Below are 11,921 nucleotides of genomic sequence, written 5' to 3'. Positions count from 1 at the left end.
CGAACCGGCTCAGTCGGCCGCGGGGCTCAGCCCGCGAACCAGCGCACCGGCTTCGGCGCCAGGTTCTGGTAGACGTGCTTGGCCTCGCGGTACTCGGCGAGTCCGGCGGGGCCGAGCTCCCGGCCCACACCGCTCTTTCCGAAGCCGCCCCACTCCGCCTGCGGGAGGTAGGGGTGGAAGTCGTTGATCCAGACGGTACCGTGCCGCAGCCGTCCGGCGACCCGGCGCGCGCGGCCCGCGTCGGCGGTCCAGACGGCGCCCGCGAGGCCGTACTCGGTGTCGTTGGCGAGCGCGACCGCCTCGTCCTCGGTGCGGAAGGTCTCGACGGTGAGGACCGGTCCGAAGACCTCTTCGCGTACGACGGTCATCTCGCGGTGGCACTGGTCGAGGACGGTCGGCTCGTAGAAGTAGCCGGTGGCGGGCCGGGCCGCGGTCGGCTCGGGGCGCTTGCCGCCGGAGCGCAGCACCGCGCCCTCGGCGAGGGCGGCGGCGACGTACGACTCGGTCCTGGCGCGCTGCTGTTCGGAGACGAGGGGGCCGCACTCGACGCCGTCCTCGGTGCCGCGGCCGAGGCGGATCTTCTCGGCGCGGCGGGCGAGTTCGGCGACGAAGCGCTCGCGGACGGTCTCCTCGACGATGAGGCGGGCGCCCGCCGAGCAGACCTGGCCGCTGTGGATGAAGGCCGCGTTGAGGGCCTGGTCGACGGCGGTGTCGAAGCCCTCCTCGGTGGCGCAGGCGTCGGCGAAGACGACGTTCGGGTTCTTGCCGCCGAGTTCGAGGGCGACCTTCTTGACGGTCACGGCGGCGGCCTGCGCCACCTTCGTGCCGCTGAGGAGGCCGCCGGTGAAGGAGACGAGGTCGACGTCGGGGTGCTCGGCGAGCCGGGCGCCGACCGAGTGACCGGGACCGGTGACGATGTTGGCGACACCGCTCGGGAGGCCGGCCTCGACGAGCAGGTCGATCAGGGCGACGGTCGTCAGCGGGGTGATCTCGCTGGGCTTGACGACGAAGGTGTTGCCGGCCGCGAGGGCGGGCGCGATCTTCCAACTCGCCTGGAGCAGCGGATAGTTCCAGGGGGTGATCAGCGCGCAGACGCCGACGGGCTCGTGCACGACGACGCTGTGCACCTCGGGCGTGCCCGCGTCGACGACCCGGCCGGGGGCCTCGCCGGCGACGAGGTCGGCGAAGTAGCGGAAGGCGTCGGCGACACAGTCGATGTCGACGCGGCCCTCTTCCACGGTCTTGCCCGCGTCCCGGCTCTCCAGCAGGCCGAGCTCTTCGCGGTCGCGCACGAGGAGGTCGGCGACCCGGCGCAGGAGAGCAGCACGCTCGGTGACCGGCGTGCGCGGCCAGGCCCCCTCACCGCCGTCGAAGGCGGCACGGGCTGCGGCGACGGCTATGTCCGTGTCCTTCTCGTCGCCCTCCGCGACCACGGCGAACGGCAGCGCGTCCGCGGGGTCGATGATCTCGCGCGTGGCGCCGGAGACCGCTTCAAGCCAGTCCCCGCCCGCGTGAATGGTCTTCCCCGCCTGCTGTTCCGTGTTGTCGGCCATGATCGGTATTGCCTTCCGTTCCTGTTCAGCGCCCCAGCGTCACCTAACTGTCACTCTCGGGGACTGCGAGCGCCTGCCCGGGACGTCCGTATGCATGCGCAATCCATGGCCGAAAGTGGGCCGAGTCACTGAACAAGGGCACAAAAGCCGCATCGCGACCATGGACTCCGACGATTCCTTTGACTAAAGTCAAAGAACTATGGAGCCAGTCACGGAATCGACACCCGCACCGGCACCCACACCGGGACCGGCACCCGCATCCGCGCCCGGACTCGCACCGGTGACCGCGGAGGACGTCGCCGCCTTCCGGCACTTCAACCGCTACTTCACCCGCCGCATCGGCGCCCTCGACGACCACTACCTCGGCCAGGACCGCCCCCTCGGCGAGGCCCGGCTGCTCTTCGAGATCGGGGACGGCGTCTCGCTGCGCGCACTGCGCGGCCGACTCGCCCTGGACGCGGGCTACTTGAGCCGGATGGCGAAGTCGCTGGAGGCGCAGGGGCTGGTGCGGCTGACCGTGCCGCCGCACGACACCCGGCTGCGCCTGATCGAGCTGACCGACGCCGGCCGCGTCGAGGTCAAGGAGCAGCACCGCCGCGCCAACGCGCTCGCCGCCGGTCTCCTCGCCACCCTCACCGCACCCCAACGCACCGAACTGACCGACGCGTTGGCGACCACCCGACGCCTCCTCCGCCTCGCCGGCATCACCATCACCCTCGTCGACGGCGCCACCGAGGACGCCCGCGCCTGCCTCGACGCCTACGCCGCCGACATCGACGCCCGCTTCCCGGAGGGCTTCGACAAGACGGATCTCGTACGGCCGGAGGAGGTCACCGGGGACGCGGGCGCGTTCTTCGTCGCGTACGAGGAGGGGCGGCCCGTGGCCTGCGGGGCGCTGCGGACCCTGGAGCCGGGCGTCGGCGAGATCCGGCACGTCTGGGTGCACCGCGACGCCCGCCGCCTCGGCCTCGCCCGCCGCATCCTCGCGGAGCTCGAACTGGCCGCCGTGGAACACGACTTCACCGTCGTGCGGCTGGACACGCATGCGGCGCTCACGGAGGCGCAGGCGATGTACCGGGCGTGCGGGTACGCGGAGATTCCAGCCTATGTGGACCATGTCTACGCGGACCACTGGTTCGAGAAGCGGCTGGGCGACGGCGGCTGACCAGTCCCCCATCAACTCCCAGTACCTGCAGGGGATCAAGGGCTACGGCGCCGCCGTCACCGGCGTCGCGATCGTGCCGCTGACCATCGGCACGGCCCTCGTCCCGAAACTCGCCGTCCACTGGTCGCACCGCCCCCGCCCGGTCGTCGGCACCGGGCTCTCCATGCCCGCGCTCACCGTCGGTGTCGTCACCTCGCTGCCGCCGCACCAGACGGGCCTCGGTTCCGGTCTCGGCACCTCGGCCCGCGAGCTCGGCGCGGCCCTGGGCGTGGCGGTCACCGGCACGAGCCTGGCCGCCCACACCGACCTCGGTCACGGTATGGCCCCGACGCTGCGCACGGTCGCCCTGATCGTCCTCGCGGCCACCGCGGTCGTGATCGTAATCGTCGGACACCGCGACCACACTCCCACCACACGCACTATCGCGTTTGACGAGAAACGCGTACTATCGCGTCCAGACCGCCACTCCTGATCGCCAACTCCCCACACGCGCCACCCAGTTGAGGAGCCCCTGTGCCGTCCGCCCTCCTGAATCCCGTCCTCGACCTGGTCACCCTCCGGGCCACCGTCACCACCGCCGAACCCATCACCGCCCGCATGCGCCGACTCCGCATCGAGAGCGACACCCTCGCCGGACTCGACGTCCACCCCGGCCAGCAGGTCCGCGTCCTGGTCACCGGCCTGACCCTGCGCACGTACTCCATCTGGCGCTACGACCCGTCCGGCGCCGTCGAGTTGTGCGTGCTGGACCACTCCGAGGGGGGACCCGGGGGCCGTTGGGGGAAGAGCGTCGGCATCGGCGAGCAGGTGCGCCTGCGGAAGCCCGAGGGCACCTTCACCCTCCGCCCCGACGCCTCCCACCACGTCTTCGTCGGCGAGGAGACGGCCTCGGTCGCCTTCGGCGCGATGCTGGCCGCGCTGCCCCAGGGGGCGCGGGTCGCCGGTTGCGTCGAGACGGAGTCGGAGGCGGACCGGCTGCCGTTGGCCCACTCCGAGCGCCTCGACTGGCTGACCAGGGGCGGGACTTCGCTCCCGGATGCCGTACAACGCCTCGCCCCCGAGCCCGGCGGCATAGCGTACGTCGCCGGGGAGGCCCGTACCGTGCAGCACGTCCGGCAGGTGCTCGTACGGGAGTTGGGCTGGGACCGGCGCTCGGTCCTCACGAAGCCGTTCTGGGCGCCGGGGAAGCGCGGGATGGAGTAGGAACCCGCCCCCGCCCAAGGGCAGTTCGCGCCCGCCTACCGGCAGTTCGCGCCTGCCGGGCAGAAGGAATCCACCGCCGCGGTGAGCGGTGCGCGGACCAGGGCGGGATCGAGAGACGCGGGACCACTGGACCGGACCGCGTAGAACGAGCCGTCCGCCGCCTCGAAGCGGTGGTCGATCACCCGCCGGACGCCCTTGTCCTGGTCGTCGTAGCGATAGGTGAGTTCGGCCCAACTGGAGCCCGTGGCACGGTCGATGACCTGGTAACCGGGCTGTCGGACGAAGCCGTAGCCGGGGTCGTTCTCGGCGAGGTCGAGGGACTCGGCAGGGGAGTTCTCCGAGACGCGGAAGATCTGCAGGCGGCGGGTGCCGTCCGGGGAGTCGTAGGTGACCACCGGGGCCTTCGCGCCCTGCCGTTGGGTACGGGTCCAGCCCTTCGGGACGTCGACCGTGTAGCCGGTGGGGTCCTGGGCGGTGCGGTACGACGATCCGAGCCCGGTTTTCCTCGAACTCCCGCTCGCGTCCACGTGGTTGTGCGTGCCGCGCCCGTGCATGAAGTACCAGACCCCGGCACCGGCACCCGCGCCCAGCACGACCGCGAGCGCCACCGCGAGGACCAGCCTCCAGGCGCGACGGCCGGAAGCGGGCGCGGGGGCGGGAGTTGGAGCCGGGAGGGGAGTCGGAGCCGGGACGGGAGTCGGAGCCGGGACGGGAGTCGGTGGTGACACCCACGCCGGCGCGGTCAGCGAGGTCTGCGTCTCCGCCGTGGACCACACCGACCAGGCCGCCTGCCCCCGCTCCTCACTCGGCCCGCGTTCCGCCGCGAAACGATTCCAGTCACTCATCACGAACCCCCCGAATCACCCACCACGTACCTCTTCCGAAGTTAGCGGCGGAAACAGGAAACGGGCCCCGCTCCGGCCGTAACCGGAACAGGGCCCGCGCAAGTCCGTGACAGAGCCGTCGAGAACGGCCCCGCGGGTGACTCCCCGCAGCTGACTAGATGAGGCCGAGGGAGCGGACCGCCTCGCGCTCCTCCTCCAGCTCCTTCACCGACGCGTCGATGCGGGCGCGGGAGAACTCGTTGACGTCCAGGCCCTGGACGATCTCGTAGACGCCGTCCTTCGTGGTGACCGGGAAGGAGGAGATGAGGCCCTCGGGGACGCCGTAGGAACCGTCCGACGGGATGCCCATGGAGGTCCAGTCGCCGTCCGCCGTGCCGTTGACCCAGGTGTGGACGTGGTCGATGGCGGCGTTGGCGGCGGAGGCCGCGGAGGACGCGCCGCGGGCCTCGATGATCGCGGCACCGCGCTTGGCGACGGTCGGGATGAACTCCTCGGCCAGCCACTTCTCGTCGTTCACGGTCTCGGCGGCGTTCTTGCCGGCGACCGTGGCGTGGAAGATGTCGGGGTACTGGGTGGCGGAGTGGTTGCCCCAGATGGTCAGGCGCTTGATGTCGGCGACCGTGGTGCCCGTCTTCTTCGCGAGCTGGGTCAGCGCGCGGTTGTGGTCGAGGCGGGTCATCGCGGTGAAGCGGTCGGCCGGTACGTCCGGGGCGGCGGCCTGCGCGATGAGCGCGTTGGTGTTGGCCGGGTTGCCGACGACGAGGACCTTGATGTCGTCCGCGGCCTTGTCGTTGATGGCCTTGCCCTGCGGCTTGAAGATGCCGCCGTTGGCGGAGAGCAGGTCGCCGCGCTCCATGCCCTTGGTGCGGGGGCGGGCGCCCACGAGGAGGGCGACGTTGGTGCCGGCGAAGGCGACGTTCGGGTCGTCCGTGATGTCGATGCCCTGGAGGAGCGGGAAGGCGCAGTCGTCGAGCTCCATCGCCGTGCCCTCGGCGGCCTTGAGCGCCGGGGTGATCTCCAGGAGACGCAGCTTGACCGGCACGTCCGCGCCGAGCAGCTGGCCGGAGGCGATGCGGAAGAGCAGGGCGTAACCGATCTGGCCGGCCGCGCCGGTGACGGTGACGTTCACGGGAGTGCGGGTCATGGCGTTCTCCGTTATGACAGCTGGCGGTGGGGCGGCACTGCCCCGGGGTGCGGGACGTACAAATGATCGATCTCTTGGCGTCAAGAGATCCACCGGTCAGGCTATCGCGCATCCGCGATCCCGGACTCCCGGGTCCGTGTGGCCCACCCCACAGAGACAGGAACAGAGACGAGAACAGAGGCGAGAACAGAGTCGGGACCGGGGCACGGAAAAGGCGGCCGTCCGGCTCGGGAGAGGAACACCGGACGACCGCCGTGGGGGGCACCGGGTGTCCGGACTCCCGTGGGGGTACTTTCCGCCTGCCCCGATCCGGAGCGGGCATTCCACACGTACACAGAATCCCCACAGACGCCCGCCCCTGGGTCCCTCCCCTAGGTGGTGCACCCCTTCTGCCCCGACGCCAGCGTCACGCAGGCCTTCGCCTCGCCGGCGTCCTTCACGGCCACCATCGGGGTGTAGGCGATGGCGTCATCGGACGCCGAGATGCGGTCGGTCTCCTTGGCGGTCCCCGCGCTGACCTGCACGGAGTCCCCCGCCACCCCCGTGGTGATACGGCCCCAGGCGGCACCGCACGTCTTGCTGTAGCGGACCTCGACGACGGTCGTACCGACGGTCGCGGTCTTGGCGGTGGTCACCGCGCCCGCCTCCGTGGTGCAGCCCATCGCCTCGGCGTCCTTGCCGGTGCAGCCGGCGCCCACGCACTTCACTCCGGCCGGCAGATCGGGGTTCGTACTGACGGACGCCGAGGCCGAGGTGTGCGCGGCCCCGGCCTTCTTCTCCCCGCCGCCGTTGTTCGTGAACAGGAACACGGCCGCGATCACGACCAGCACCCCGAGGACCCCGGCGCCGAACATGAGTGCCCGCCGCTTGGCACCGCCCACGCCGGCGGGCGGCGCGGGCCGGGACGGCTGCGCGGGTTCGCCGTACGGGACCGGTGTCTCGGGCGCCTCGGGCTCGGGCTTCACGGCAGCCGTTTCCGCACCGGACGCCTTCGGTCGCGAATACCCGGCCATCCCCCACGAGTTGGCGACCTTCGCCGGACCTTCCCTCACGTCCTTCGAAGCGCTTTCCCGTACGTCGCCGTCGGGCGCCGCCGGCTGCGGCGGCACCGTCGGGGACACTCCCGCCGGGCCCGCGATCCCCGGGGTGGCGGTGGCACTGCCGCCACCCTTACGGGCCGTCTTGCCGCCCTGCGCCTTGGCGCTCGGCGCGTTCGCCGGGGGCGCCCCGAACTCCCCCAGCGCGGCGCGCGCCTGGGAGACCCGGATCGCCTCCATGGTCATGTCGTGCCGCATCTCCGAGCGGCTCCAGGAACGCTCGGCGAGCTCCCACATCGTGGTCAGATGAACAGGGTTGGTACCGGTGACCTCGGCCAGGGCGATGATCGCGCCCTTCGGTGCGAGGAGCCGGCCGTTGAGATAGCGGTCCCAGGACGTCTTGCTGTAACCCGTGCGGTCGGCCACCGCCGCGATGCTCAGGCCGCTGCGGTCGACGAGCCTGCGCAACTGGCTGGCGAACTCCCTGACCTGCGGATCGAGTTCATCCGGCAAGGCCCTCCAACGAGGCATTGCTTTCCCCCCTCTGCCCGGAATTGCCCACGCTAACGCGGTTGTTGGTCGGCTTCGTTGCATATCCGCAAACTTGTCAATACATCGACACAAGGACCACGACTCCCACGACAGCAGTGATGAGCAGGAGAAGCAACAGCACCAATGCGTACCGGAGCAGCCGTCCGCCGGGCCCGCGCTCGGGTTCCCCGGGCGGGGTGTCCCACCACGGAAGGGTCGGATCGTCCCGGTACTCGTCCCCGCTGTCCGCCCGTTCGGGGACCGGCACCTGCCGGGGCCAGGCCTGGACCGCCAGCTCCCAGCGCACGCCGATGCGTTCGGGGTCGACGCCGGCCACCCGGCACAGGGCGACGACGGCCTGGCGGGGCGGGGGCTGGGTGGCGTTGAGATAGCGGTGCCAGGAGGACTTGCTGTACGCGGTGCGCGCGCCGAGCGCCACCAGGCTCAGCCCGGTGCGGTCCTTGAGGAGGCGCAGCTGTTCTACGAAGTGCCGTACTTCCGCCGGGAGTTCGTCCGGCAGCGGCTGCCAGCCGCCCATCGCACCTCCCCGGTGTCCTCGGTGTCCCCTTGCGCCCACTCCGAGCGAAATGACGACGCCGGAAGGGGAACGGTTCCCTCGTCGCCGGGCGGTGCGGAGCGCGTAGCGAAACGGTCACCTCCCTGCCACAGCGCGCTGACAGGTATTGAGCGGGACCCCCACCCGGCGCCACGGTGAATGCAGACGGCGGCGCGTCCTTGCTCGGGGGAGAGGACGGGCCGCCGTCGTGTGTCGCGAACTTCCAGGAGCAGCAAGCTAGTTGCTGTTGACCGTGTAGTGGAGCGTGTCCTTCAGATACGGGATCGTCAGCCACGGCTTCGGCTGCGCCATCAGCGCCAGCAGGACGATCGCGAGGCCGAGCACGCCGTAGGTGACGATGTCGGTGAAGCGGGAGCGGACGGCGAGCATGCCGACGTCCGGCATGACCCAGCGCAGGACGGCGCCGGCCAGCAGCGCGGCGCCGATCAGCAGGATGCCGTAGCGGAAGACGTCGAAGGCGGTCAGGAGGAGGCCGAGGCCGACCGCGCCGAGGATGGCGAGGATCGGCCACTGGCGGGCCGGGGCCGGGGCGTCGCCCGGGGCGGCCCGGCCGCCGCCCTCGGGGCGGGCGGTGTCCCGGGTGAAGAGGGGGAAGCGGCGGGTGGCGCGGCGCGGGTGCCCGTCGGCGTCGGGCGCGCTGACCGGGTCCATGACCTCGATGTCGTCGTCCGCAGGAGCTACGGCGGCTACGGCGTCCGCGCTCGTAGCGGGGTCCGTCACCTCGGTGTCATCCACGGCATCCACACCCTTACTTGGACCGGGGTCCTTGCTCGCAGGGCTTTCAGGGCTTTCAGGGTTTTCAGGGCTTTCAGGCGACACTGCGCTCGGCCGCCTCGACCACGTTGACGAGCAGCTGGGCGCGGGTCATCGGGCCGACTCCGCCGGGGTTCGGGGAGATGAAGCCGGCGACCTCTGCGACGCCGGGGTGGACGTCGCCCACGATCTTGCCGTCGGCGTTGCGGGAGACGCCCACGTCGAGGACGGCGGCGCCCGGCTTCACGTCCTCGGGGCGGATCAGGTGGGCGGAACCGGCGGCGGCGACGATGATGTCGGCGCGCTTGAGGTGGGAGGAGAGGTCGCGGGTGCCCGTGTGGCACTGGGTCACGGTGGCGTTCTCGCTGCGCCGGGTGAGGAGGAGCGGCATGGGACGGCCGATGGTCACACCGCGGCCGACGACCACCACCTCCGCGCCCTTGATCTCCACGCCGTAGCGACGGAGGAGGGTGAGGACGCCGTTCGGGGTGCAGGGCAGGGGGGCGGGCTCGTTGAGGACGAGGCGGCCGAGGTTCATCGGGTGGAGGCCGTCGGCGTCCTTGTCCGGGTCCATGAGTTCGAGGATGCGGTTCTCGTCGATGCCCTTGGGGAGCGGGAGTTGGACGATGTACCCGGTGCAGGAAGGGTCTTCGTTCAGCTCGCGTACGACCGCCTCGATCTCCTCCTGCGAGGCGGTGGCGGGCAGCTGGCGCTGGATGGACGCGATGCCCACCTGGGCGCAGTCCCGGTGCTTGCCGGCGACGTACTTCTGGCTGCCGGGGTCGTCCCCGACCAGGATCGTGCCGAGGCCGGGCGTGACGCCCTTCTCCTTCAGCGCCGCCACGCGGGCGGTCAGATCGGACTTGATCGCGGCTGCGGTGGCCTTGCCATCGAGAATCTGGGCGGTCATGGACCCATCCTCGCGGATGACGCCCTCCGGGTTCCAATCCGGGTACACCCCGGGTGTATCGCCATGATCACTGATGTTGCACTTACACAACACCTATGGAATGCCGCTGGACAAAATCCAGCGTCGGCTAGAACGATGAACGCCGCAGTACCGCGGTAGGTGTTGGGGGGCAAGCCGCTCATCTTGTGACATTCCTCCGCGCGATCCGCATCGTCCCCGCATTGCCAACGGAGGAAAACCCGCCATGAGTTACGACCCGAACAACCCGTACGGACAGCCACAGCAGAACCCCCAGCAGGGCTACGGCCAGCCGCAGGGCCAGCCCGGGTACGGCCAGCCCCAGGGCCAGCCGGGCTACGGCTACCCGCAGGGCGCGCCCCAGGGTGTCCCGCCGCAGCAGGGCTACGGCTACCCGCAGCAGCCGGCGTACCCCGGCTACCAGCAGGCGGGCTACGGCGCGACCCCGCCGTACGCGAACTGGGGCCAGCGTTTCCTCGGCACGCTGGTCGACGGGCTCGTCTTCCTGGTGCCGTACATCCTGGTCATCGTCGGCCGCGGCAAGGGGGTGCTGCTGGCCATTGGCGCCATCGCTCTGATCGGCCTCGCCATCTGGCAGCTGATCCAGGAGGGCCGCACCGGCCAGACCGTCGGCAAGAAGGCGCTGGGCATCCGTCTGGTGCGGGAGAGCGACGGCCAGCCGCTCGGCGTCGGCATGGCGTTCGTCCGCCGCCTCGCCCACTTCGTCGACAGCATCGCGTGCTACCTGGGCTGGCTGTGGCCGGCGTGGGACGCGAAGCGCCAGACGTTCGCCGACAAGATCATCGGCTCGATCGTGATCCGCACGCAGTAGTCCGCCGGTTCGCGTGTTCGCCCCCGGGGCCGGGTCACCAGGTGGTGACCCGGCCCCGGGGCGTTTGCCTACTTGAGCGCGTCGACGAAGGGGGTCCAGGCGGGGGCGGGGAGGAGGAGCGCGGGGCCATGGGGGACCTTGGAGTCCCGGACGGGGACGACACCGGGGAGGTCGTCACGGACCTCGACACAGTCACCGTCAGAGCCGTTGCTGTAGCTGCTCTTTCGCCACACCGCAGTGCTCAAGTCAGGCCCTGTGCTTGCCATTTCCGTGATCCTCCCAGGTAGACGGCTAGGCAGTACCGGCCCAGTCGACGAAAGGCGCCCACGCGGAGGCGGGGATGAGGAGGGCCGACCCGTCCAGGACCTTGGAGTCCCGGACGGGGACGACACCAGGGAGGTCGTCGCGGACTTCGAGGCATTCGCCGCCAGAACCGTTGCTGTAGGTGCTCTTACGCCAGCTCAAGTCATGCTCGGTGCTTGCCATTTCGGTAGTCCTCTGCCGCTTGCTCGATCATGGTCAGGGACGCGTCTGGCGGTAGCGCCGCGGCCCTGAGCAGATCGTACGACCTGCGGTAGTCCTTCACGAGGGCTGGATAGTCGATCAGTTGACCGCTGTGCAGGCCCTCTGTGTACACCACGGGCGGCGCGTCCGGGAAGGTCATGGTCCGGATCATGCCCATCATGAACGTGTGTGCCGCAGCCGTTTCCGGCAGGATCTGTAAAACGCCCTGATTGCCGTTGATCACCTCCCCGATGTGCTCCAGTTGGACCGCCATCTCCTCGGACGGCAGCAGCGGTTTGCGGATCAGCGACTCGTGGAGCACGACCCAGAACGACGGACGCTCGTCCCGTTCCCAGAGCTTCGCGCGGTCCAAGCGAGCCGTGACCTGCTTCTCTACGGTTTTCGGCGGCAGCCAAGGCAGCGAGGTGCGGACAACTGCCCTGGCGTAACTCTCTGTTTGCAGCAGTCCGGGGACGAGCATCGGGGCCCAGTCCTCAATTGAGTCCGCGTACGTCTCCAACTCCGCGACATCCGCGAAGTACTCCGCATGCCCCGACCGCTTCGCCTTCCTCGCGTCTTCACAACGCCGCTCGAAAAAGCCGTCCGTACCCAGCCGCTTGTCCACGTGCTTGGCGAGATCCAACGGCATTCGCCGCTCACCGCGCTCGATCAGGCTCAGGAACGGGATACCCCGATAGCTTCCCTCCGCCAGCTGTTCGAGCGTCAGGCCCGCCTGTTCCCTCTTGAAGCGCAACTCCGCGCCGTAGAAGGAAGGGACATTCGCCGACGCGTCGGTGTCCTTGCGTGGGGGCACAACTCACCACCGCCTTTTGCCAGTTCCCGGGTGCA

At 70.4% G+C, this 11,921-nt stretch carries 14 protein-coding genes; 4 read left to right on the top strand and 10 right to left on the bottom strand.

Features of this window, described 5'->3' with window-relative positions; genetic code table 11:
- Positions 1–26: 26 nt before the first annotated feature.
- Positions 27–1,553, bottom strand: a complete 1,527-nt coding sequence (locus OG496_RS34640) for an aldehyde dehydrogenase family protein (protein ID WP_405973704.1) — start codon at positions 1,551–1,553, stop codon at positions 27–29.
- Positions 1,554–1,833: 280 nt separating this feature from the next.
- Here OG496_RS34640 and OG496_RS34635 point away from each other — a divergent pair, with 280 nt between their 5' ends.
- The 3 genes from OG496_RS34635 to OG496_RS34625 are packed head-to-tail and all read left to right on the top strand — an operon-like array spanning position 1,834 to position 3,921.
- Positions 1,834–2,718, top strand: coding sequence for a GNAT family N-acetyltransferase (locus tag OG496_RS34635; RefSeq protein WP_405973703.1), 885 nt, complete (start codon positions 1,834–1,836; stop codon positions 2,716–2,718).
- Positions 2,669–3,190: a hypothetical protein gene (locus OG496_RS34630; RefSeq protein ID WP_405973702.1), complete on the top strand. Its 522-nt coding sequence runs from the start codon at positions 2,669–2,671 to the stop codon at positions 3,188–3,190. The genes OG496_RS34635 and OG496_RS34630 overlap by 50 nt, the downstream gene beginning before the upstream one ends.
- A gap of 41 nt (positions 3,191–3,231) precedes the next feature.
- Positions 3,232–3,921, top strand: coding sequence for a siderophore-interacting protein (locus OG496_RS34625; protein ID WP_405973701.1), 690 nt, complete (start codon positions 3,232–3,234; stop codon positions 3,919–3,921).
- Positions 3,922–3,956: 35 nt separating this feature from the next.
- Here the strand turns inward: OG496_RS34625 and OG496_RS34620 are convergent, their stop codons facing one another.
- The 6 genes from OG496_RS34620 to OG496_RS34595 form a co-directional block, all read right to left on the bottom strand.
- Positions 3,957–4,766: a hypothetical protein gene (locus OG496_RS34620; RefSeq protein WP_405973700.1), complete on the bottom strand. Its 810-nt coding sequence runs from the start codon at positions 4,764–4,766 to the stop codon at positions 3,957–3,959.
- Between the two features lie 154 nt (positions 4,767–4,920).
- Positions 4,921–5,910 carry a malate dehydrogenase gene (locus OG496_RS34615; RefSeq protein ID WP_405973699.1) on the bottom strand — a complete coding sequence of 330 codons (990 nt, stop codon included), beginning with the start codon at positions 5,908–5,910 and terminating at the stop codon, positions 4,921–4,923.
- A gap of 371 nt (positions 5,911–6,281) precedes the next feature.
- Positions 6,282–7,460 carry a DUF2690 domain-containing protein gene (locus OG496_RS34610; RefSeq protein WP_405973698.1) on the bottom strand — a complete coding sequence of 393 codons (1,179 nt, stop codon included), beginning with the start codon at positions 7,458–7,460 and terminating at the stop codon, positions 6,282–6,284.
- Between the two features lie 94 nt (positions 7,461–7,554).
- Positions 7,555–8,016 (bottom strand): helix-turn-helix domain-containing protein, encoded by a 462-nt coding sequence (locus OG496_RS34605; RefSeq protein ID WP_399386666.1) that lies wholly within the window; start codon positions 8,014–8,016, stop codon positions 7,555–7,557.
- 255 nt (positions 8,017–8,271) lie between these two features.
- A complete protein-coding gene (locus OG496_RS34600) occupies positions 8,272–8,775 on the bottom strand; it encodes a DUF3017 domain-containing protein (RefSeq protein WP_405976764.1) in 504 nt (167 codons plus the stop codon).
- An 88-nt stretch (positions 8,776–8,863) separates the two neighbouring features.
- A complete protein-coding gene (locus OG496_RS34595; RefSeq protein ID WP_366489284.1) occupies positions 8,864–9,718 on the bottom strand; it encodes a bifunctional methylenetetrahydrofolate dehydrogenase/methenyltetrahydrofolate cyclohydrolase in 855 nt (284 codons plus the stop codon).
- Positions 9,719–9,962: 244 nt separating this feature from the next.
- On the opposite strand from OG496_RS34595, the gene OG496_RS34590 reads away from it, so the two are divergent.
- On the top strand, positions 9,963–10,568 hold the full coding sequence (locus tag OG496_RS34590; protein ID WP_366489283.1) for an RDD family protein: 606 nt from the start codon (positions 9,963–9,965) through the stop codon (positions 10,566–10,568).
- Between the two features lie 68 nt (positions 10,569–10,636).
- On the opposite strand, the gene OG496_RS34585 is transcribed toward OG496_RS34590, so the two are convergent.
- The 3 genes from OG496_RS34585 to OG496_RS34575 are packed head-to-tail and all read right to left on the bottom strand — an operon-like array spanning position 10,637 to position 11,886.
- Positions 10,637–10,834 carry a DUF397 domain-containing protein gene (locus tag OG496_RS34585; RefSeq protein WP_405973697.1) on the bottom strand — a complete coding sequence of 66 codons (198 nt, stop codon included), beginning with the start codon at positions 10,832–10,834 and terminating at the stop codon, positions 10,637–10,639.
- 25 nt (positions 10,835–10,859) lie between these two features.
- Positions 10,860–11,054, bottom strand: coding sequence for a DUF397 domain-containing protein (locus tag OG496_RS34580; protein WP_405973696.1), 195 nt, complete (start codon positions 11,052–11,054; stop codon positions 10,860–10,862).
- On the bottom strand, positions 11,035–11,886 hold the full coding sequence (locus tag OG496_RS34575; RefSeq protein ID WP_405973695.1) for a Scr1 family TA system antitoxin-like transcriptional regulator: 852 nt from the start codon (positions 11,884–11,886) through the stop codon (positions 11,035–11,037). The genes OG496_RS34580 and OG496_RS34575 overlap by 20 nt, the downstream gene beginning before the upstream one ends.
- Positions 11,887–11,921 lie beyond the last annotated feature (35 nt).

It is taken from the genome of Streptomyces sp. NBC_00988, from assembly GCF_045162645.1.
Taxonomy (GTDB): Bacteria; Actinomycetota; Actinomycetes; order Streptomycetales; family Streptomycetaceae; genus Streptomyces.
Note: the sequence above shows the minus strand (reverse complement) of the source record. Positions and strands in the feature narration are given on the sequence as shown.